Below are 21,787 nucleotides of genomic sequence, written 5' to 3'. Positions count from 1 at the left end.
AGGAAATCATGGAACGGGCAAGCGAGGGGCGCGTCTGTGACGTGCTGGTGGTCGGATCCGGCGCGGGAGGGCTCGCAACGGCGATCACCGCGAAAAAACATGGCCTGTCGGTCATCGTCATCGAGAAGGAAGCCGTCTTCGGCGGCACCACCGCCTTTTCCGGCGGTGTGCTGTGGATCCCCGGCAATCGCCACGGAAAGACGAACAATCCCGCCGATACCCGCGAGGCCGCGCGCCGCTACGTGGCGGCGGAGACGGGCAACTGGTTCCAGCCGCAAGCCGTCGACGCCTTTCTGGACGCGGGACCGCGCATGCTCGACTGGTTCGAGACGGAAACAGTGGTGAAGTTCGTGCCCACGCTTTATCCGGACTATCATCCGACGATGGATGGCGGCGTGGATGTCGGGCGTTCGGTGCTTGCTGCCCCCTTCGACACCAGCGCTCTTGGGCCGGACCTGAAGCGGCTCAGGCCGCCGCTTTCGACCATTACCTTCATGGGCATGATGTTCAATTCCTCAAATGCCGACATCAAGCACTTCTTCAACGCCACGAAGTCGCTGACCTCGTTCGCCTATGTGCTGAAACGGCTCGTCGCCCATGCCGGCGAGGTGGTCCGCCACGGCCGGGGGGTGCAGGTCACCAGCGGCAATGCGCTGGCTGCTCGATTGGCAAAGAGCTGCCTTGATCTCGGCATTCCGATCCTTACCGAAACCCCGGCCATGCATCTCGTCAAGGTGGATGGTCGCGTCATCGGCGTCGATGTCGGTGGAAGGAGTCCGGGACGGATCACGGCGCGGCTCGGCGTTGTGCTCGCCTGCGGCGGCTATGCCCATGATCTTGCGCGCCGGGCGGAGGCTTACGCCCATGTGAAGGCCGGCAGTGGGCATTTTTCGCCGGTACCGCAGGCCATCACCGGCGACGGCATACGGCTTGGGGAGGAAGCCGGTGCGGTCTTCAATGCGGAATATCCGCAACCCGCGGCCTGGATGCCGGTCAGCAGGGTGCCGGGCAAGGGCGTCTTTCCGCACCTGCTCGACCGCTACAAGCCGGGGATGATCGCGGTGCTGTCGAACGGCAGGCGCTTCACCAATGAAAGCGAAAGCTATCACGATGTCGGCGCGGCCATGGTCGCTTCCGGCGAAGCTTCCGCCTGGCTCATCTGCGACCACAGCACCATCCGCAAATACGGCCTTGGTCATGCCAAGCCAGCCCCCATGCCGCTCCGGCTCTGGCTGCGCACCGGCTACTTGAAGAAGGGAAGAACCCTTGGCGAGCTGGCGCGCGTTTGCGGCATCGACCCCAAAGGGCTGGACGATACCGTCTCGACATACAATCGCGGCGCGCGCGAGGGCCGCGACGAGGCCTTTCGTCGCGGCGAGACCGCGTTCAACCGCTATTTGGCGGATCCGGACCACAAGCCAAATCCGGCGGTCGCACCAGTGGAGCAGGGGCCGTTCTATGCGGTTCGGATGGAGATGGGTGACCTCGGCACCTTCGATGGGTTGAAAACGACGGTTCCGGGCGAGGTGCTCGACCGGCATGGAGCTGTCATCCCAGGCCTGTTCGCCGTGGGCAACGACCGTGCCTCCATCATGGGGGGTAACTATCCCGGCGCCGGCATCACGCTCGGCCCCGCCATGACCTTCGGCTGGATCACCGGACGCCATCTGGCTGGCATCGCACAGGAAGCAGGACGCAAAACAGCCAACAGGGAGAAAGCATCGTGAATTGGCTTGGACTGGAGGGAAAGACTGCCGTCGTTACCGGCGCCGGCGGCGGTATAGGCCAGGCTCTCGCCCGCGCCTTTGCCGGGCAGGGTGCCCGCGTGGCGCTGATCGACCGCACCTTGGAACGCACGCAACCGCTCGCCGCCGAACTGGGCAATGACGCACTTGCCATCGCCTGCGACCTGTCTCGGCCGGAGGACATCGAGGCTGCCGCCGGTCAGGTGGACAGGCATGGCGGGGTGGACATCCTCGTCAACAATGCCGGCGTGCTGCGCCCCGGCCCGCTCGATAGCGTGTCACCGGCGGACTGGTCGATGATGCTCTCGGTGAACCTTACCGGCTACATGCTCGCCGCCCAGGCCTTCGGCAAGGGAATGGTGGCGCGGGGGGCCGGTGTGCTGGTCCATGTCGCGAGCGTCGCCGGAAGCGAACCGCAGCCTGCAAGCGGCGCCTACTCCGCGTCGAAGGCCGCCATCCTGATGCTGTCACGCCAGCTAGCCTATGAATGGGGACCCAAAGGGATAAGATCGAACACGTTGAGCCCCGGCCTGGTGCGCACGCCGCTTTCTGAAGCCTTCTATGCCGATGACACGACGAGGCAGCGGCGAGAGGCCATGGTGCCGCTTCGCCGCATCGCCACGCCCGACGACATGGCGGATGTGGCACTTTTCCTTGCCTCGCCGCGCGCATCCTACGTGACGGGCCAGGATGTGGTGGTCGATGGCGGCCTAACCCAGTCCCTGATGGGCCTCGTGCCGAGGCCGGGCTATGCGTGAGGCACTGGTCACCGGAGGCGCCGACGGTATCGGCTTTGCCACGGCGCTCAAGCTTGCCGAGGCCGGCTATCGGGTAACGATCGCCGATCTCGACGGCGAAAAGGCCATCGAGCGCGCCGCCGAACTCGGGCGAATCCATCCCGGCTCGGCTCATCGCGGCATCGCCTGCGACATCACCGACGAAGCACGGGCGGTAGAGGTCGCCGCCTCCGCTCCGTTTGATGTCCTCGTCAATAATGCCGGCATCGGCGACACCCATCTGCCGACGCTGGAACAGGGATTGGATGCCTTCCGCAAGGTGGTGGACGTGCACCTTGCCGGGACCTTCCTGATGTCGCGGGAGGTCGGAAAGGGCATGGTGGCGCGCCGCTGCGGCGCAATTGTCAATCTGTCTTCCATCGCCGGCCTCACGGGACTGCCGAAACGCAATGCCTATGGCGCGGCCAAGGCGGGCGTCGTCGCCATGACGCGGGCCATGGCCTGCGAGTGGGCGGGCTTCGGCGTGCGGGTCAATGCCGTCGCACCAGCCTTCGTGGAAACGGCGCTGGTGAAGAAGCTCGCCGATGCAGGCCGCGTCGATCTGCCGATCATCCGCCGGCGCACACCGATCGGACGGCTGATCGCCGCCGAGGAGGTGGCGTCCGCGATAGCCTTTCTGGTGTCGCCGGAATCCTCCGGCATTACCGGCATCGTGCTGCCGGTCGATGGCGGTTGGACCGCCTTCGGTGATTTCGGGGATGCATCGGCTTAAAGGCGAGAGCAATAAAACGGAAAGGCCCGGTGAACAATTCACCGGACCTTTCCGCAGCACGCGCTGGGAGGAATTTTCGGGAGGATTTCAGGCCGCGTCCTCGATATGGCCGCCGAGGAAGAGTTGGCCGACGCGGGGGTCCTTTAGCAGCGTATCGGCTTTGTCGAACATGCGTGTCTGGCCGAGTTCGAGAACCAGGCCGTAATCCGACATGGCGAGTGCCGCCTTGGCGTTTTGCTCGACCATGAGGATCGTCACCCCCTGGTCGCGCAGGCGGATCAGCGTCTGAAACACCTCCTGGACCAGATTGGGCGAAAGGCCGATCGAGGGTTCGTCGATCAGGATCAGCTTGGGATCGAGTAGCAGGGCGCGGGCGATTTCAAGCTGTTTCTGCTGGCCGCCGGAAAGCTCGATCGCCTTCTGGTCCTTACGCTGGCGCAGCATGGGAAACTGGTCCATCACCTCCTCCATGCGCCGCTTGACCTTGGCCTGGTCCTTTGACGTGATGCCGCCGAGCTCCAGATTGTGAAGCACGGAAAGCTGCGGCACCACGTTGCGGCCCTGCGGCACATAGGTGACGCCTCGGGCGATCATCTCGGCCGGCGATTTCTTCGTGACGTCCTCCCCATCCAGCAGGATCTCGCCCGAATGGATGTTGAGAAGCCCGAAGATCGCCTTGAACACCGTCGACTTGCCGGCGCCGTTCGGGCCGATGACCGTGGTGATCGACGCCTTCGGAATGGTGAAGGAGGTTCCGTTGAGGATGATGATGCGGCCATAGCCGCCGGTGACTTTCTTCATCTCCAGCATGTCAGCCTCCAAGATAAGCGTCGATGACCGTCTGGTTCGACCGGATCTCGTCCGGCGTCCCCTCGGCGATGATTTCGCCCTGCGCCAGCACGATGATACGCGTGCACAGCGACATGACGAACTCCATGTTGTGCTCGATGACGACGAAAGTCGTGCCGTGCTTGCGGTTGTAGGTAATGAGCCGTTCCTTGAGATGGCCGAGCATGGTGAGGTTGACGCCGCCGGCCGGCTCGTCGAGCAGCACGATGCCGGGGCCGGCCATGAAAGCCATGGCTGCATCCACCAGCTTTTGCTGGCCATAGGAAAGCGAGCCGGCTGGCGTATCGCGATAAGGCGTCAGACGGAAGAACTCGATAAGCTGCTCGGCCTTTTCGGTGAGGCCCGCGTCCGGCTTGCCGAAGAGGCGAGAGAGCATCGAGCCCTCGTGCTCCTGTCCGGCGAGGATGACGTTGTCGAGAACGCTCATCTTGGGGAAGACCGAAAGCTGCTGGAAGGTACGGCCGACGCCCATCAGCGACAGGTCCGCCGGGCGCACGCCGTCGGTGGACCTGCCGTTGATCTCGCAGTGTCCCTCGGTCGGGCGAAGCTGGCCGAGGATGCAGTTGAACAAGGTCGACTTGCCGGAGCCGTTCGGCCCGATCAGGCCGAGGATCTCGCCCTTCTCAACCTCAAAGCTCACCCCGTTGACGGCGCGGATGCCGCCGAAGTGCTTGGAAATGTTATGGACGGAAAGGATGGGTGCGTTGATGTTCACAGCTGTACCCCCTGTTGCAGGTCGCGGCGGGCTTCATGCCGGGGCTTCAGCTTTTCCGCGATCCTCCGGCCAAGACCGATGAGGCCGCTCGGCGAATAGACCATCAGCACGATCACCAGGACCGAGTAGATGATGAGGTAATAGCCCTCGGTGAAACGCAGCACTTCCGGCAGCAGTATCACCACGGCCGCGCCGAGCATCGGCCCGAAGAAGAAGCCGGAGCCGCCGACGACCACCATCAGCAGGAGCTTCAGTGAATGGATGAGGGCGAAGCTGCCAGGCTCGATGAACTGCACCAGCGGAGCCTGAAGCGCGCCGGCCAATCCCCCGAAGGCGGAACCGATGGCGAAGGCAAGCAGCGTCTGGCGGCGGATCTTGAGGCCGAGGCTTTCGGCCCGGATCGGGTTCTCGCGCAACGCCTTGAAGGCGCGGCCCCAGGGAGAGCGCAGGATCCACCACATGGCGAAGGCCGCGATGAGGAAGCAGACCAGCGAGAAGTAGTAGAAGGCCATGTTGGTGTCGGTGGAGACACCGAAGAAGGACGGGCGCTCCATGCCGGAAAGACCGAAGGAACCGCCGGTGATCTCCTCCTCGTTGCGCAGCACGAGGAACAGCAGCGTGTTGAAGGCGAGTGTCACGAAGGCGAGGAAGTGATGCTGTACACGCAGGGCCGGATAGCCGAGCATGAGGCCGACGGCGAAGCTTGCGGCAATCGAGAGGATCGCGGCAAGGCCCCAGTGGATGCCGGCAAGCGTCAGCAGCGAGGTGATATAGGCGCCGATGCCCATGAAGGCCGCCTGAGCGAGGCTGACCTGACCGGCATAGCCGAGCGTCAGGTTGAGCCCCATGGCGGCGATGGAGAACAGGAGCCACGAGCAGAGCGTGTAGACGATGTAATTGCCCTGGCCGATGGGGGCTAGCACAAGCGCAGCGATGCCGAGAACGAAAAGGACGGGTTGAAGGCGGGTCATACGGTTCTCCCTTCCGGGGTGCCGAGCAGGCCCTGCGGGCGCAGCAGGATGATGGCGATGAGCAGGATAAGCGGCATGGCCGAGCGATATTCCGCCGAGATGTAGACGGCGGAGACGTTGTCGATCACCCCGATCAGCAAGCCGCCGACCAGCGCGCCACGGATCTGGTTGAAACCGCCGACGATGGCTGCGATGAAGGCGACGAGGCCGAGCGTTTCGCCGTTGGAGAACTTGGCGAGATAGATCGGCGAGATCAGCACCGAGGCGATGGTGGCGAGCGCCGCATTGATGAGGAACGTATAGAGCACCATGCGCTTGACGTTGACGCCGAGGATCTCGGCGACCGCCGGGTTCTGGGCGCTTGCCTGCATGCAACGCCCGGTTCGGGTGCGGTTGAGGAAGAGCTGCAGTCCGCCGATCGCCAGCATGGAAACGATCAGGTTGCCGATGTCTTGAAGCGAAACGCTGGCGCCCGCGACATGATAGACCGTCTGCGGGAAGATCGCCGGAAAGGGCTGGGCGGTGGCGCCGTAGAATTCCTTGACGCTTTCCTTCATCAAAAGGCCGAGCGCGATGGTGGCGATAACCAGCGGCAAAGTGCCGTGCGGCAGCATCGGTTCGACGATCAGCCGCTTGAAGGCCACGCCAAGAATGACGAGCGACAAGGCCAGTGCCAGAAACACTGAGGGCCACAGCGGCAGGCCAAAGACGGTCATGCCGACGAGCACGAAGAAGGCCGGCAGCATGACGAACTCGCCCTGGGCGAAGTTGATGGTTTGCGACGCCTGCCACAGCAGCGTGAAACCGACCGCGGCGAGCGCGTAGATGGAACCGGCGGCAAGGCCGGAGATGAGAATCTGGATAAGCTCGGCCATGGGATCGTCCTCAAGGGCTGGTGGTCGGCTTTGCGCAAGCTGTTGGATATGCGCCGGCGGCATAGGCCGCCGGCAAGGGGGCAATCACCCGGCTCAGTTCGGCGGCAGGATGGCGTCGACCACCTGCTTGCCGTTCTCGACCTTCACGAAGAAGCTCTCGCGGGACATTTCGCCAGTTTCGTCCCAGCTCACGTCCATAAGAACGCCCGGATATTCGGAAGCCTTCAGCGTCAGGCCGTGCAGCTTTTCGGCAATCGCCTTGCCGTCAGGGCTGCCGACCATCTCGGTGACGTATTTTAGCGTCCAGGCGGCGGTGTAGCCCTTGATCGCGTTGTGATCCGGTGTGTACTTGAACTTGGTCTTGAAGCGCTCAACCATTTCCTTAAGCGCCGGAATATCGGCATCGGGCGTCAGGCCGACATGGCCCATGGCACCGTTAGCGGCATCGCCGGCAAGCTCGATCACCTTGTGGCCGGTCAGCGTGGTTTCGCCGACCAGGGGCTTGTCGAGACCCTGCTTGCGGGCTTCGCGCAGGAAGCGGGCGCTTTCCTCCTCGGTGTAATAGACGAAGAAGGCTTCCGCGCCGGAATTCTTCAGCTTCAGCACGTCGGCGGAGAAATCGGCCTGCGCCTGTTCGGAAGGGACGTCGACCACGATCTCGAGGCCCGCCTTCTTGGCTTCATCGATGAAGGCCTGATGGCCGCCCTTGCCGAATTCGGTGTTAGCCCAGGCCACACCGACCTTCTTTACGCCCATCTTCTCGACCATGTACTTGACGAGTTTCGGCACGCCCTTTTGGGAACCGAAAGCGGTGCGGAAGATGTAGGGGTTGCCCTTGGCGGTGATCGAGGGTGCTTCCGAGCCGGTGAACTGCGGGATGCCATATTGCTTGGCGACCATCATGTTTACCACGGTCGACGAGGAGAACACCGTGCCGGTGATGGCATAAATGCCGTCATCGATCGCCTTCTGCACCATGGCGCGGGAAACCTGCGGATCGGTCTGGCTGTCATATTCGAGGACCGTGACAGGCTCCTTGAGAATGCCGCCGGCGGCGTTGACCTCTTCAAAGCCCATCTTCACGCCGTCGCGGAAATTGGTGCCGGCGGCAGCGCCCGGTCCGGATAATTCCACGATCGAGCCGATCTTCAGTTCGGCCAGCGCCGGTGCGGCGGTGCAGGCCACGAAAATTGCAGCTGTAGAAAGTAGTTTCCTGATCATCATCTTCCTCCCGTGAATGATCATATCAAAAATCCGAAAGCGGTCCTCATGACGGCTTCTCGGAATGCGGTCGCCCCGAACTCCTCCCGGGGGCGCGATTTCTCTCAATCCCTGCTCACCAACGCGGACGCCGTATCAGCAGCAGGTCCGTCATGCCTCGATCGAACGCACGCCCATCAGCAGCTCGGCAAGCAGGACAGCCTGGGCGTTGAACATTCCCGATCCCGGCATGGTCCCGCATCCAATTGCCCGTGCGGCCGCAATCAGCGGCGGCACGGCAGGGCGCGTCACCACATCGGAGACGAATTGCTCCGATGTCAGAAATTCCGTCTGGAAGGGCAGGGGATCGCCTTCGCGCATGCCGAGCGGCGTCGCATTGGCGACCAGCGCAAAGCCGCGTGGATCCGTGCTGCCGGCGCGAGCCTTGCCCGGAAAGGCTTCGTTCAGCCGGGCAAGGAGCGCATCGCGCTTTGTCGTGTCGATATCGTGGAGCGCAAGTTCGGAGGCGCCGCGAGCGAGGATTTCATAGGCGATGGCGGAACCGGCACCGCCTGCGCCGACCAGCAGTGCCGGCTTGCCGGAAACGTCGAAACCTTCCGCCGCGATGCCATCCAGGTAGCCTTGGCCGTCGGTCGCGTCTCCGATCCACTCATTGCCGTTGCGGATCATGATGTTGACCGCGCCCGATGCCTTGGCGCGGGCCGAAACGCGGGCACAGAAGGCGAGGCAGGCGACCTTGTGGGGAACGGTGACGATGATGCCGTCGACATTGCGCATGGCGCTCGCCTGCGCCAGCCAGCCCGGCAGGTCTTGCGGCAGGATGTCGACCGGCACGACCATGCCGTTGAAACCCCTGTCCGCCATGATGCCGCTTAAGGATGTCGGCGATTTCACCTGTCCGATAGGATGGCCGACGATCGGAAAGATCCGGGTCTCTCCGTCGACCTTCAACGGCTGCGTCATGCTTTCCTCCCAAGGCACGGCTCAATGCTCGACCGGCCGCTTCCATTGTAGACAGAACCACGATCCCCATGGCCGGGAAATGGATTATGGGGCTGAAACATTGGACTCTTCATTGAACGGCCCTCGCCGAAAGCTCGGCCAGCGTCTGCGCAATGCCCGCGGCAATTCGCGTCGGCGGTTGAGCTCCCAGGAAGGCCGGCACCGGATCGGAAGTCAGATCGGCGGGAATGCGCAGCGGTTCTCCGCTGACGGTAATGCCGCTCCAGCCTGTCTGGCGGGCGAGTTCGCTGACGAAATCGCCCATCTCGGCGGTATCGCCCGCCATGGTTAGAACGGTCGCGCCCTCCAGCGGCCTGGTCATGGCCGCCGTCAGCATGCGCGCCACGTCATCCACATGGACGAAGCCGACACGGCCGGAGAAACGGATTTCCGCCGGTTTTCGCGCCACTGACGCGGCAATCGCAATCGATGGTCCCGCGGCGATGCCGGCGCTGATGCCGGGGCCGTAGACGATATAGGGGCGAAGTCCGAGGCTCGGCACGCCGTAATCGAGATGCCAGGCCCGTGCCACGCCCTCGACGGCGAGCTTGGTTGCGCCATAGACGGTCATCGGTCGCGGATGAACCGCGTCCTGGGGACCGAAAACACCCGCCGTGCTGAGATAGGCGACCGGCAACCGGGCCGCTTTCGCAGCCTCGAAGACATTGATGCTGCCGATCAGGTTGACCCGCGTGGCGAGCGCCGGATCGCGGGCGCAATCGACCGTCATCAGGCCGACGAGATGGACGATACCGCTGCATTGCTTCGCCGCCGAGCACACGGCCTCTGCATCGGTGATGTCACCGAAGACGATCTCGACATTTGCGGCCAGCGGCAGAAGCTCGGGACGTGGCGCAAGGTCGAATATCCGCACCTGATGTCCGGCGTTCAACAGCGCTGCAACCGTCCTTAGGCCGACGAACCCCGCGCCGCCAGTGACGAGAATCCGGCTCATGCCGCTTCTCCCCGGCGGACCGCCGCCGCACGCTGCGCCGCATGGCGGGCCGCAATGGCGCCGAAAACGATGGCCGGGCCGATGGTGATGCCGGGACCCGGATAGACGCCACCCATGATCGACTGCAGATCGTTGCCGCAGGCATAAAGACCTTCGATGACGGAACCGTCCCTCCTGAGAAGGCGGGCATTCTCGTCGCCCACCAGACCCATCGCCGAGCCGATGTCGCCCGGCCAGAGCTTCACGGCATAATACGGTGCGGTCTCGAGCGCGCCGAGCGTCGGGTTCGGCCCATGGGTCGGGTCGCCGTTCGCCTTTTCATAAACGGTCGTGCCGCGGGCGAAATCGGCGTCGATGCCGGTCTTCGCATAGGCGTTCATGCGGTAAACACTGTCCTTCAGGCCTTTGGCATCGATGCCGAGCTTGTGGGCCAGTTCGTCCAGTGTTGCGCCTTCCGTCAGGTAGCCGTCGGCAAGGTAGGGCTTGATGTTGGCGCCGCCCGGCCGGATCATGCCCATGCCGTAGGTCTTCAGCGCCCTCGCATCAGCAATCAGATAGGTCGGCACATGGCTACCGTCGCTGTTGGCCGCATACATGGCCGAAACGAATTGGTGATAGCTGGTGCTTTCGTTGACGAAGCGCCGCCCGTCGCGTCCCACCGAAATGATGCCCGGCTTCGACCGATCGAAGACGAAATGCGGGAAGACCGCCATGGAGCCATCCGGCCGACGACGATGCGACACCGGCGCCCAGAAGCATGGCTGGGCCGACGTGGTTCCGTGATGAGCGCCGGCGGCAAAAGCAAGATCGTGCAGCGCGCCTGTGTGACCTGGCGCGGACGGGCTGAATTCCGGCACGGGATGCGGCAGCTTTTGCGTCCGCATCTTCGGGTGGCGCGAAAAACCACCCGAGGCGAGCACGACGCCGCCCGTTACCGAGATCCGCTTGTCGATGCCCCTCTGCCGCAGAGTGATACCCGTCACGCCATGCTTGTTCGTGACGAAGGCCGTCGTTTCCGTCTCGGTCAGGATGTCGACGCCGAGCTTGTTGGCGGTCAGCAGCATCCGGCCGATCAGGGCATTGCCCATGAGCAGGCGGGGATCGCGGCCGTGGCGCATCTTGCCGATATAGTAACGACCGATCAGTCGCGCCGAGTAGACGGCGGATTTTAGCGACTTGCCCATCTTCATCAGGTGGGCAATGTCGTCCCGGTCGATCATCATGCCGCCGAGAATGGTGAATTCGGGGATCGGCGGACGGATGAGGACCAGATCGGCCCCAAGCTGGCCAGCCTCGAAGGGCGTGGGTTCCAGCGCCCGGCCGAACGAGGTCGCACCCTCCAGTTCATGGAGATAGTCCGGATGGAAAGGGCGAGGGCGGAAGTGCACGTCTGTCTTGGTCTCAAGCGTTTCCACGACCCCGGGTCCCGCTGAGAGGAATGCCTCCCGCAGCACCTTCGGGCTGCGGTTTCCGACCGCGCGGTCGAGAAAACCGGAGACCTTTTCGCGGCTGTCATCGGCGCCGATGGCGCGGGAATGGCGGGTGAGCGGTATCCATGTGGTCGCGGCCGAAAAAGCCGACGTGCCGCCGAGATATTCCGTCCGCTCGACCAGCAGGACGCGCATGCCCTCAAGCGCTGCAAAGACAGCGGCGGACATGCCGCCAGCGCCTGCGCCGAGCACGACAACATCATAGGTCTGCCCGGCCTCAGCCAACGCTTTTCGCATGCGGTTCTCCTCCCCGAGATCCCAAACAACTGCCGTTCTGGATCTGACAATTGCAAAAAGTGGAAAATGATTCAAGAATAAAAATATGTTCCATTTTGTTTTCCTGTCTGCTATCCGTCGAAACAGGATCGGGGAGTATCGAATGCCGCAGACAATCGACATCGCTGTCATCGGCGCAGGCGCAATTGGCCGTACACACATCGATACGCTGGCGCGCATGCCGAGATTTCGCCTGTCCGCAATCGTCGATCCGATGCCCTCGGGCGCAAGCCTTGCGACCTCTCTTGGCCTGCCGGTTTTCCCGAATGCCGCCACCCTGATCGATTCGGGGGTGGCTAAGGCCGCGATCGTCGCAACGCCAAACGAGACCCATCTTCCGATATCCGAAGCGCTGCTGCGGGCCAAAATGCCCGTGCTTGTGGAAAAACCCGTGGCGGAGAGCCTGGCCTCAGCACTTCGACTGATTGCGGTTGCCGAGGAAACCGGCGTTCCCCTGCTCGTCGGCCATCACCGGCGGCATAACCCGATCACTCGTAAGGCGCATGAGGCGATCCGGGCGGGCAGGATCGGCGATCTCGTCATGGCCACGGTCACCTGTTCACTGGCAAAGCCTGCATCCTATTTCGAGGCGGCATGGCGCCGCGCACCCGGCACCGGTGGCCCGCTTCTCGTCAATCTCGTCCACGAAATCGACCTTCTCCGGCATTTTTTCGGCGAAATTTCCAAGGTTCAGGCCATTGCCAGCAACGGGCGGCGGGGGTTTGGCGTGGAGGATACCGCAGCGGTCTGCCTGAGCTTTGCCGGCGGCGGGCTTGCGACGCTGTGCATCTCGGATGCGGCGACCGGCCCCTGGGCCTGGGACCTGTCGGCGGGTGAAAACATCGTGCGTTTTCCCGCCCATCCGGTGAGCGCACATCATTACGCCGGCAGTCGCGCCGGCCTTTCACTGCCGGACCTGACGCTGTGGGAGCCGGAAGGCGAACCGGACTGGACGCGCAAGCTGCATCCGACGACGCTTGCCGTCGAACCCGCCGATCCCTATGAAGCCCAACTTGCCCATTTCGCAGGCCTGATCCGCGAAGGCGGCGCCCCGCTCGTCTCGGCGCGGGATGCGACGGCAAACCTCATTGTACTCGATGCGATCGGCATGGCGGCGGAAACCGGACACGCGGTTTCGGTTGACCTTTCGCCTCTGGATGGCATTAGTGGAACCGTATTCAACAACGGAAGCGGTCCATGAGCAGTGTTCTCGAAAAGTCCCTCGCCATCATCGAACTCCTTGTCGATCACCCGACCGGGCTGCCCGTCTCGGCCATCGCATTGGCAACCGACCAGCCCGTCAGCGGCGTGCATCGCACGCTGCAGGAACTGGGACGCCTCGGTTATGTACGGCAGGTGCAGGCGCAGGGCGATTACGCCCTGACGATCAAGCTGCCTGCAATGGGGCTCGGTTTCCTCGGCCGGGCCGGCATCACCGATGTCGCGCAGCCGGTTCTGGATGCGCTGGCGGCACGTTCGGGCGAGTTGATCCGCCTTTCGGTGATCGATGGTGACCGGCTGATCTGGGTGGCGGTGGCGCAGGGCGCGACCCGCGGGCTGCGCTACGATCCGGGGCAGGAGCAGGGCGTGGTCGTACACCTTGCCAGCTCCGCGGGCGGCAAGGCATGGCTCTCGACAATGAGCGACGACGAGGCGCTTTCGCGGGTGGCCGCGCAAGGTCTGCTGCGGCAGGCGGAAGGCACGGGGCCGAATGCGCCGCGAAGCCTGACGCTGCTTCTCGAACAACTGGTGGAAGCTCGCGCGCGCGGCTACGCCACGGCGGTCGACAGCTATATCGCGGGCATGGCCGCGATGGCGGTGCCTGTCCGCTACCACACGAACGGCCCTGTTCTTGGTTGTCTTTCCATCGCCGGTCCGGCGGTGCGCATGACGGCCGAGCGCATGGCGGAACTGGCACCGGCGCTTCAGGCATCGGCGACAGAACTGGGAGAGGCGGCCGCCGCGTCGCAGTATTTTCAAGCAATCGTGAAGGCCGTGGAACCGGCTCCCCCGATGGATCGCAAGTCCGCGTAAGCGTTCTGCCGTTCCATCGCAGGGATGTCCCTTCGCCGCGTGCCCTCGAGCGGGGATGAATGGAACGGCAATGGATACGCACCTTCGGGTGCGATGTACTGGTCATCGGTTCGGGCGCGGCGGGACTGGCCGCCGCGGTGACAGCCGCGCATTATGGCCTCAAGGTCGTCGTGGCGGAGAAGGAAGCGGTGTTCGGCGGCACCTCGGCCTGGTCGGGTGGCTGGCTGTGGATCCCGCGCAATCCGCTGGCGCGGACGGCAGGGATCGAAGAGGCGCCCGAAGGACCGATGGAATATCTGCGCAACGAGCTCGGAAACCGCGCTTCCGACCCTCGTCTTTCCGCCTTTCTCAGCAACGGACCGGAGATGGTCTCTTTCTTCGCCAAGAACACTGCCGTCCGCTGGATCGACGGCAATCGCGTCCCGGATTTCCATGAGACGGCCGGCGCGGCGAAGGGTGGCCGCTCGGTCTCGGCCCTGCCTTACGACGGGCGAGGACTGGGCGAATGGGTAAAGAAGCTGCGGCCGCCACTCGATGTCGCAAGCCCCTTCGGCATGGGGATCGCGAGCGGCGCGGACATGACACATTTCTTCAACGCCTCGCGCAAACCCGGCTCGGCCCTGCATGCGGTCAAGCGCCTTGCCCGTCATTTCCGCGACCTCGCCATCCACGGCCGGGGCATGCATCTCGTCAATGGCAACGCGCTCGTCGCCCGGCTGATGCGCTCCGCGCTCGATCTCTCCGTCACTCTGATCGATAGCGCCTCCGCGATCGAACTCATCCGCGAAGGTGATCGCGTCACCGGCGCGCGTCTTCAAACGCCTGGAGGCGATATCGTGGTAAAGGCGGCGCGCGGCGTAGTGCTGGCAACCGGCGGCTTTCCGCACGATCCCGCCCGGCTCGATGCGCTGGCCGCCCAGGCAGGCGGCGGGCAGGGACATTTTTCCGCCGCCCCCCGCAGCAATACCGGTGATGGCCTGCGGCTCGGGGAAAAGGCCGGCGGCACGGTGGCGGACGATCTCGCCTCGTCGGTGGCGCTCGCTCCGGTCTCAGTGGTGCCGCGCCCCGATGGAACGTCCGCGAATTTCCCCCATCTCGTGGAGCGCGCCAAGCCCGGCATCATCGCGGTCACGCCGGAAGGCCGGCGCTTCGTCAGCGAGGCAGACAGCTATCACGACTTCATGAAGGCGCTGATCCTGGCGACGCCTTGCGGGCGTCCGCCGGTCGCCTGGCTGATCGCCGACCACACAGCGCAACGCCGCTGGGGCCTCGGCTGGTCTAAGCCCTTTCCCTTTCCCGTCGGTCCCGCGATCCGGTCCGGCTATCTCAAGACCGGGCGGACGCTTGGTGAACTCGCCCGCGCCTGCGGCATCGACGGCGGGGCGCTCGAAAAGACCGTGCAAGCCTTCAACCGCCATGCCGCGCGCGGCGAGGACCCCGATTTCCATCGTGGCCGCGCGCTCTACAACCGGGTGCAGGGCGATGCCGGGCATGGCCCCAATCCGTCGCTTGCGCCGCTCGACCATGGACCGTTCTATGCGGTGAAGATCGTGCCCGGTTCGCTCGGTACCTTCGCCGGGCTCATCACCGATCCGGCCGCGCGGGTGCTAAACGGCGCCGGCAGGCCCGTGCCCGGCCTTTTTGCCGTCGGCAACGACATGTCCTCGGTCATGGGCGGACATTATCCATCCGGCGGCATCACGCTCGGTCCGGGCATGACCTTCGGATATATCGCCGGCCGCGTTCTGGCCGGCCAGCCTGTCGAGGGCATCGAAACGACTTCAACGGAGGAAACGGCATGAACCTTTATGAACTTGCAACGCTCGACACGGTGATTTTCGGCGCCGGCAAGGCAGCACCCGCCATCGAGGCCTGGGTGAAGCAAGGCAAGGGGCGACTCTGCGGCGCCTGGGGCACCGATATCGGCACGCTAAACCGCGTGTTCGTGCTGCGCGCCTTCGATAACCTCGAGGATCTTTTTGCCGAGCGCGAGCGCGCGTTGCTGAGCGACAATCCCTTCGGCTGCGTCGAACATCTGGTTTCGCTGGACATGCAGAGCTATCGCGCGCTGGATTTCTTGCCGCCGGTCGAACCCGGTTCTCACGGTCCCATCTATGAATTCCGCACTTACCGCACGAAGATCAACGGCATCGTGCCGACCATGGACAAATGGGCTGATGCCGTGCCACAGCGCCGGGCCTATTCCAAGCTGACGATTGCCATGTACGGCCTCGACGGCGAGCCACGCCTGACGCAGATATGGCCCTATGAAAGCCTTGCCGCCCGCTCGGAGGCGCGCGCGAAATCCGTCGCCGACGGCAAGTGGCCGCCGAAGGGGGGGCCAGACTGGCTGACGCCCGACATGAACAGCCAGATCGCCCTGCCGCTTTCCTTCTCGCCGCTGAAATGACCATGCACGCGCTGTCTCTCGCATTTCTCACGACCTTCGAGGTCGGTCCCGTCGAAGCCGTACGCATCGCGGCCAAAGCCGGCTATCAGATGGTCGGCCTACGCATCCTGCCCGCCGCAGCAAGCGGCGAGCCGTCTTATCCGCTCCTGACAGACGGACAGGTGCTGAAGGAGGTGCGCTCGGCGCTCGCCGACACCGGTGTTTCGGTTGGCGATGTCGAGATCATCCGCCTCAACGCCGAAAACGACTGGGATCTCTTTTCCCGTTTCTGCGAACGCTGCGAAGCGCTCAACGCCCGGCATGTGCTGGTCGCCGGCGACGATATCGAGCGGGCGCGGCTCACCGAAAGCTTCGCCCGCTTCTGCGAGCTTGCCGGCCGTCATCGCCTGACCGCCGATCTGGAGTTCATGCCCTGGACCGCCGTCCCGGATCTTAAGGCAGCGCTCTCCATCGTCGAGGCGGCAGGCCATGCTAATGGCGGCGTGCTGGTCGACGCGTTGCATTACGACCGGTCCGCCACGACGCTTGAGGAAATCGCGGCGCTGCCGCGGAGCCGGATCAACTATGTCCAGTTCTGCGACGGGGCTGTGCCCTACGATTCGAGCAATGAGGGGCTGATCCGCATCGCTCGGGGCGAGCGGCTGTTCCCAGGACAGGGTGGCATCGATCTCGTCGGCTTTGCCCGCGCTATCCCGGTGGACGTGACCGTCAGCGTCGAAATCCCGCACCGGGTGCTCGCTGAACGGGTCGATGCGCTCGGCCGGGCGGAAATGGCCATTGCTGCAACTCGGGCAATATTGAGGGCATCAGGCCGTATGTGATCCCCGCGTACGGCCGTCATCGCATCCGGCAAAGGTGGCGAAGGTAGTCCGGATAAGTGCTTGTATATCGATCGTTGGACCTCACCACCGAAACGTGGCCGTGTTTCCCATTTGAATGTTCTTCGGCCTGCCATGCGCTCGACTTTGGCAAATGCCGCCGACATTCATCGTCGGAACGGCCTCATTTTTCCCGAACCAGCTCCATCGGTAAACGGTTGAAAGGAATAACCAGATCTCCACTTTCCGCGGTGGACGCAATAGGTCGATCACGGGTGATGTGCTGACCGATCGTGACCTCGCTCATCTCGATCTTCTTTTTGATCGGCTTTCGTGGTCTGCGTCGAGCGGTGGTTTTGCCCGATCGGCAAGTGTTCATTCGTCTCGACATCTGCGTCTCCTGACCCTTATCCGCTTGGGCATCAAATTGGTGTGCATTAGAGGTCTGTCATATTCGGCTCGCGCGGCGCCTAATGCCGAATTTCGAGCATCTGGCCATGGCTGACGAAGCAAGACGGCAGAACATCCTTCAAGGCATCCGCGACAGATATGCTCGTTAACAGCCGACCGGCGTCGTCCATGATACTCACCCTCATCAGTGGCAGCGGCTCACCGCGCAGGAGATGCTGGGCGACCGTCGCGCGGATTTCGGCGGTCGTGTCCGCAACCGCGGCTTCAAGCGTCACACATTCGACCCCCAAGGGGTCGACCATTCTACTGCCAGCAAGTTCAAGGTAGAAAAAAAGTCGCACGTGTTGGCTCATTTGTGCTCGGGGTTGGAACGGTACGTCGCGTTTGACGCGAAAACGGTGCCCTTTTCTTTCGGTTAGCATCCGGTGGGTTCAGCCAATCCGGCAGCGTTCGAATAAGTGCGGACAAAACCAATGGACCGAATTTTGCTCCGCCGGCCTCGCTCCAGTGGTCTGCATCCATGAAATAGACATGCCGGCAGTCCAAAATGTCGTTGCGCGGGTCGAAATTCACAGCACTGATCGTGGAGACGTAGGTGATCTGATGTTGGTCTGCCATGGCGCGGGCCATCTCATCGAGATGTCTGTAGGAGGGGATGACGAACGGATTTGGGAGAGCTGCCAGTCCATCGCAACCTCTGGCGACCAGTTGGTTCTGTGTGACATGGGGATCGATCCATGGTCCCAGCCAAACCATCGGGGTGTGAAGGGAGAGCTTGCGCAGGTAGGAGAGCGTCAAGGTTATGCGGTGGCGGCTCGCATCGAAGGAGCGTCCATCGTAGCGGTGGAACATGTCCCTGCTGCCGATCGTGCCGTCCGGGGCGTCGAGCAGGTAAAAGCCGGCCTGCATGTAGACGATGAGCGAAATTGATGAGGAATGTTCCTCGGCGAAATCAAGCAGGGTGTCATAGAAGCACTGGGGATTGCTTTCGACGGCGCGGCAGAAGCCCTTGCTTAATCCAACGACAAAGGGGCGCTGCGAAATGGGAGCTAGGGCATCGAAGAGATTTCCCGCGTGGGAGTCCCCGACGATCATCAGGGCCGGACCATGACGGGCTGCGCAGGCGGCGAACTGGTTCTTGAACACCTGGTTCATCTCGGCTGTGCGGAAAATGCAGTCCGTCAGCCTATTCCCATCGGCGATTTCGTCGACGCGTCTCTTTTCAGTCAACAGATTTCGATAGACGACAGCTTGCTCCGGCGAAAGCCGCGCCAGGGTCCAGGCCGGAAACCCTGACTTGACGTGAATGACGGCACCAACGCAGATCAGGATCAAACTGCCGAATGTCGCACCGGCAAACACTTTGCGCGAACTGAAGCTCGCCTTTCTGACCGGTTGTTCAACAAATTTCCAGGAAAGTGCGGCCAGAAGAATGCTCAAAGAAATCAGCCCGAGCATTTCCGGCCATGAGGGCTCGGCCGGTCGTGCATATCGGTAAAGCGCAAAGATCGGTTGATGGACAAGATACAGGCTGTAGCTGATCAGTCCGATGCCAACAGCTGGCCTGGACGACAGAAGCCGACCCACGGGGGTCGAGGAATGCGCATACCGGATGACAAGCACTGATCCGCACACGGGTATCAGCGCGAAAACCCCGGGAAACGGCGTTTCTTGGTTCAGCCGGAGCACGGCATAGACGATGAGGAGTAGTCCCAAAACCGCGCCGAGCGACGCGATGCCGCCCTTGAGGCGGGGATATCTTGTTTCATAAAGCGCGAGCAAGGCGCCGGCCAGCAGTTCCCACATCCGAAACGGTAGAAGAAAGAACCCGCTTACGGGAAATGTCGTTGAAACATATTGCGCAGCGCAAAAGCTTGCGAGCGTCAGCGATGAAAGAATGAAGAAGGTGGCGGAAAAACTCCAGCGCTTCGTCAAGATCAGCAGCAGCGGAAACAGGACATAGAATTGCTCCTCGACCGCGAGAGACCAGGTGTGGAGCAGCGGTTTCAGTTCCGCGTTCGGGGCAAAATAATCCGTTTCAAACCAGAAGAGCAGATTCGATGAAAAGGTCAGCGTCGCGACCACGCTCTGACCGAAATCCTTGAAGTCGTCGGCATAAAGCGTGAAGGCCGAAAGGACGGTACTCACGATGATGGTCGCAAGCAGAGCCGGGTAGATGCGCCGAATGCGACGATTATAGAAGCCTACCACCGAGAAGAGCCCGTCGTGAACTTCTCTCAGGATGATCCCTGAAATCAGGTATCCGCTGATCACAAAAAAGACGTCTACCCCGACGTAGCCACCCGTGAAGGGCCATATGCCGGCGTGATACAGCAGCACCGAAACAACAGCGACAGCCCTAAGCCCATCGATTTCCGGTCTATAGCTCATGCAACGAGCTCCTTTGGAGCAGTGTTGAGCTCATCGCATGCTTCAAGATACCAGCTGACAAAGGCCTCGACGCCGACATCAAGCGTCGTATCCGGTTTGTAGCCGGTCAGCGCATAAAGCAGATCAGGGCTGGCAAACGTATGCGGTACATCGCCTTTCTGCATCGGGAGGAGTTTTCGCCTCGCGGTGCGACCCAGGGATTTTTCGACCGTCTCCACGAACGTCATCAGGGTTTGCGGCTGACCGCCCCCGATATTGATGATCCGGAAGGGTGCCTGATGAGACAGTGTTTCGACGCGGGCGTCCGCGATGCGGCTTGGTTCTGACGGGACGATTTTCGAGAGGCGAACCACAGCTTCCACCAGATCGTCGATATAGGTGAAGTCACGGCTCATTGCGCCTTCGCCGTATATCTCGATTGGCTGGTCTTCCAGGATGTTCTTGACGAACTTGAAGAGCGCCATGTCCGGTCTGCCCCAAGGCCCATAGACGGTAAAGAAGCGGAAGGCAGTCGTCGGTATCTTGTAGAGATGCGAATAGCTGTGGGCCATCAGTTCCATCGACTTCTTCGTGGCCGCGTAGAACGTCAACGGCTCGTCGGCGCGGTCCGTTTCGCGAAACGGGATGGACGCATTTGCGCCATAGATCGACGAGGTGGAAGCAAGCATGAGGTGGCCGATCCCGACCTGTCTGGCAATCTCCAGAATATTCCAGGACCCCTCGATATTCGACGATAGATAAGCTTTGGGGTTTTCCAGGCTGTAGCGAACGCCGGCCTGCGCTGCCAGGTGTATGATCACATCCGCGTCGGCTTCTGCGATGGCCTTCTCCACAGCTTCGCGGTCCTCTAGCATGGCGATGACCGGTTGGAATGCCGAAAACTGCGCCAGGGCCGCATGCCGCATCTGCTTCAGCTTGATGTTGTAGTAATGGGTCATGCCGTCGAGGCCCGTGACCGTATGTCCGTCCTGCAGCAGCCGTCGAGCAAGATGGAAGCCGATGAAACCGGCGGTGCTCGTGATAAAGTATCGCATCCTATTGCCTCTGATGTCCTTTTGTGCCGGGATAGCTAAAGCTCTTCTTGGCAAGTTCATTGATGGGCTAGGCTTGTGGCGGAACCATCGGGCGAACCTGTTGTCCGCGATACAGACTGACCTCCGTTTTTCTAGGAAAAGACCTTGAAGTAGTCGACGCGCATGTGGGTCGACCGGTCCTCAGACCGCAGCGGTCGCGGGAACGGCACGTCGGTGCGCAGCGCCAGGGTCAGCAGCGGCCAGAAGACATCGCCGTCGTCGTCCAGCTGACGTGAGCGGGTAATCGGCCAGTCTGCAGGTCTTCCCGTCCTTCGATCGACAACCGGCCTGCGCTCGAAGTAGGGGATGCAGCGGCTATCATCGACAAGCATGCCGTAGCGGTGATAGCCTTTCGTCATGTCAACCGGTGTTTCGACACCGGTGCTTTCGCTGTTTTGACCCGGCTGACCCCATTCGTGAAGATACGTGCCATACAGCGTAGGCTCCCAACCTTTGTGCTCCACGATGTCCAGCTCGATGCTGGTCTTGGGCTGCAGAATGCTTCGCCCGTTCAGCATCCAGAATGCCGGCCAGGTGATGGGATGCCGGGGAAAGAGCATCCGTGCCTCAAAGTAACCTTTGCGCCATCCTTTGAGGATCGTGCCGTCTTTCCTGGCTGTCTGAATATTGCCGGAAATCCACTGAAATTCAGGCAATGTATTTCCGTAGTATTTTCGCACATTCATCGGCTTTCCTATGTAGCGGGCGGAGATCTGTAGAGCTTTCCCGTCCTCTGCCATGGGGTCGTCAACAATCGCATAGGGGTTGAAGCCTTCTTCCCCGTCCTTTTTGGCGAAAGCGGACCGCCCATAAAAACCGGTATCGGATGTGGTCGCTTTCGGACCCGCATCCCAAACCGACCAGTCCAGTGTGTGGAACCGGTCTTCGAAGACGACTTCGCGGCCAAGCGTGGGATCGTCGCCAAACAACGTGGTGGCCGAGCTTCGATGAGAGGAAAAAGTCAGCCCAAAGGCTCCAGCGCAGCCTTTCAGGAGGCCGCGCCGCGACAATGAAGACATCATGGCACCCTTCCGTGGGACGG

21 protein-coding genes are annotated in these 21,787 nt (G+C 62.4%); 8 read left to right on the top strand and 13 right to left on the bottom strand.

What is annotated here, in order from left to right; genetic code table 11:
- Positions 1 to 8: 8 nt before the first annotated feature.
- From J2046_RS29810 to J2046_RS29800, 3 genes are read left to right on the top strand one after another with little or no spacing between them, the layout of a single operon-like run.
- Complete coding sequence (locus J2046_RS29810) at positions 9 to 1,727, top strand: FAD-dependent oxidoreductase (protein WP_210058027.1); 1,719 nt, start codon at positions 9 to 11, stop codon at positions 1,725 to 1,727.
- Positions 1,724 to 2,503, top strand: a complete 780-nt coding sequence (locus J2046_RS29805) for an SDR family NAD(P)-dependent oxidoreductase (protein ID WP_210058025.1) — start codon at positions 1,724 to 1,726, stop codon at positions 2,501 to 2,503. Before J2046_RS29810 ends, J2046_RS29805 begins: the two co-directional genes overlap by 4 nt.
- Positions 2,496 to 3,254, top strand: coding sequence for an SDR family NAD(P)-dependent oxidoreductase (locus J2046_RS29800; RefSeq protein WP_210058023.1), 759 nt, complete (start codon positions 2,496 to 2,498; stop codon positions 3,252 to 3,254). The genes J2046_RS29805 and J2046_RS29800 overlap by 8 nt, the downstream gene beginning before the upstream one ends.
- 87 nt (positions 3,255 to 3,341) lie before the next feature.
- On the opposite strand, the gene J2046_RS29795 is transcribed toward J2046_RS29800, so the two are convergent.
- The 8 genes from J2046_RS29795 to J2046_RS29760 form a co-directional block, all read right to left on the bottom strand.
- A complete protein-coding gene (locus tag J2046_RS29795) occupies positions 3,342 to 4,064 on the bottom strand; it encodes an ABC transporter ATP-binding protein (RefSeq protein WP_210058020.1) in 723 nt (240 codons plus the stop codon).
- 1 nt (position 4,065) lies between these two features.
- Entirely contained in the window at positions 4,066 to 4,812 is a 747-nt protein-coding gene (locus J2046_RS29790; protein ID WP_210058106.1) for an ABC transporter ATP-binding protein, read from the bottom strand.
- Between the two features lie 2 nt (positions 4,813 to 4,814).
- A complete protein-coding gene (locus J2046_RS29785; RefSeq protein ID WP_210058018.1) occupies positions 4,815 to 5,789 on the bottom strand; it encodes a branched-chain amino acid ABC transporter permease in 975 nt (324 codons plus the stop codon).
- Positions 5,786 to 6,664: a branched-chain amino acid ABC transporter permease gene (locus J2046_RS29780; RefSeq protein WP_210058016.1), complete on the bottom strand. Its 879-nt coding sequence runs from the start codon at positions 6,662 to 6,664 to the stop codon at positions 5,786 to 5,788. Before J2046_RS29780 ends, J2046_RS29785 begins: the two co-directional genes overlap by 4 nt.
- A 93-nt stretch (positions 6,665 to 6,757) precedes the next feature.
- Complete coding sequence (locus J2046_RS29775; RefSeq protein ID WP_411828567.1) at positions 6,758 to 7,885, bottom strand: ABC transporter substrate-binding protein; 1,128 nt, start codon at positions 7,883 to 7,885, stop codon at positions 6,758 to 6,760.
- Positions 7,886 to 8,035: 150 nt separating this feature from the next.
- Positions 8,036 to 8,848, bottom strand: a complete 813-nt coding sequence (locus J2046_RS29770; protein ID WP_210058012.1) for a shikimate dehydrogenase family protein — start codon at positions 8,846 to 8,848, stop codon at positions 8,036 to 8,038.
- 109 nt (positions 8,849 to 8,957) lie between these two features.
- A complete protein-coding gene (locus J2046_RS29765; protein ID WP_210058009.1) occupies positions 8,958 to 9,842 on the bottom strand; it encodes an NAD-dependent epimerase/dehydratase family protein in 885 nt (294 codons plus the stop codon).
- Positions 9,839 to 11,569 (bottom strand): FAD-dependent oxidoreductase, encoded by a 1,731-nt coding sequence (locus J2046_RS29760; RefSeq protein ID WP_210058007.1) that lies wholly within the window; start codon positions 11,567 to 11,569, stop codon positions 9,839 to 9,841. Before J2046_RS29760 ends, J2046_RS29765 begins: the two co-directional genes overlap by 4 nt.
- A gap of 142 nt (positions 11,570 to 11,711) precedes the next feature.
- Here J2046_RS29760 and J2046_RS29755 point away from each other — a divergent pair, with 142 nt between their 5' ends.
- The 5 genes from J2046_RS29755 to J2046_RS29735 are packed head-to-tail and all read left to right on the top strand — an operon-like array spanning position 11,712 to position 16,873.
- Complete coding sequence (locus J2046_RS29755) at positions 11,712 to 12,809, top strand: Gfo/Idh/MocA family protein (RefSeq protein ID WP_210058005.1); 1,098 nt, start codon at positions 11,712 to 11,714, stop codon at positions 12,807 to 12,809.
- Positions 12,806 to 13,642: an IclR family transcriptional regulator gene (locus tag J2046_RS29750; protein WP_210058003.1), complete on the top strand. Its 837-nt coding sequence runs from the start codon at positions 12,806 to 12,808 to the stop codon at positions 13,640 to 13,642. The genes J2046_RS29755 and J2046_RS29750 overlap by 4 nt, the downstream gene beginning before the upstream one ends.
- Before the next feature lie 59 nt (positions 13,643 to 13,701).
- Positions 13,702 to 15,444 carry an FAD-dependent oxidoreductase gene (locus J2046_RS29745; RefSeq protein ID WP_210058001.1) on the top strand — a complete coding sequence of 581 codons (1,743 nt, stop codon included), beginning with the start codon at positions 13,702 to 13,704 and terminating at the stop codon, positions 15,442 to 15,444.
- On the top strand, positions 15,441 to 16,052 hold the full coding sequence (locus tag J2046_RS29740; RefSeq protein ID WP_210057999.1) for an NIPSNAP family protein: 612 nt from the start codon (positions 15,441 to 15,443) through the stop codon (positions 16,050 to 16,052). Before J2046_RS29745 ends, J2046_RS29740 begins: the two co-directional genes overlap by 4 nt.
- A gap of 2 nt (positions 16,053 to 16,054) precedes the next feature.
- A complete protein-coding gene (locus J2046_RS29735) occupies positions 16,055 to 16,873 on the top strand; it encodes a sugar phosphate isomerase/epimerase family protein (protein WP_233470382.1) in 819 nt (272 codons plus the stop codon).
- Positions 16,874 to 17,054: 181 nt separating this feature from the next.
- On the opposite strand, the gene J2046_RS34180 is transcribed toward J2046_RS29735, so the two are convergent.
- The 5 genes from J2046_RS34180 to J2046_RS29715 all read right to left on the bottom strand — a co-directional run bounded on the left by J2046_RS34180 (position 17,055) and on the right by J2046_RS29715 (position 21,767).
- Complete coding sequence (locus tag J2046_RS34180; protein WP_267950879.1) at positions 17,055 to 17,177, bottom strand: hypothetical protein; 123 nt, start codon at positions 17,175 to 17,177, stop codon at positions 17,055 to 17,057.
- Between the two features lie 163 nt (positions 17,178 to 17,340).
- On the bottom strand, positions 17,341 to 17,583 hold the full coding sequence (locus J2046_RS29730) for a DUF6894 family protein (RefSeq protein WP_210057994.1): 243 nt from the start codon (positions 17,581 to 17,583) through the stop codon (positions 17,341 to 17,343).
- A 16-nt stretch (positions 17,584 to 17,599) separates the two neighbouring features.
- Complete coding sequence (locus J2046_RS29725; protein WP_210057992.1) at positions 17,600 to 19,672, bottom strand: acyltransferase family protein; 2,073 nt, start codon at positions 19,670 to 19,672, stop codon at positions 17,600 to 17,602.
- Positions 19,669 to 20,706, bottom strand: a complete 1,038-nt coding sequence (locus J2046_RS29720; protein ID WP_210057990.1) for an NAD-dependent epimerase/dehydratase family protein — start codon at positions 20,704 to 20,706, stop codon at positions 19,669 to 19,671. The genes J2046_RS29725 and J2046_RS29720 overlap by 4 nt, the downstream gene beginning before the upstream one ends.
- A 131-nt stretch (positions 20,707 to 20,837) precedes the next feature.
- Positions 20,838 to 21,767 (bottom strand): glycoside hydrolase family 16 protein, encoded by a 930-nt coding sequence (locus tag J2046_RS29715; RefSeq protein WP_210057989.1) that lies wholly within the window; start codon positions 21,765 to 21,767, stop codon positions 20,838 to 20,840.
- Between the last annotated feature and the right edge of the window lie 20 nt (positions 21,768 to 21,787).

It is taken from the genome of Neorhizobium petrolearium (assembly GCF_017873175.1).
GTDB classification, from domain to species: Bacteria; Pseudomonadota; Alphaproteobacteria; order Rhizobiales; family Rhizobiaceae; genus Neorhizobium; species Neorhizobium petrolearium.
This window is presented reverse-complemented; position numbering and strand designations above follow the sequence as displayed.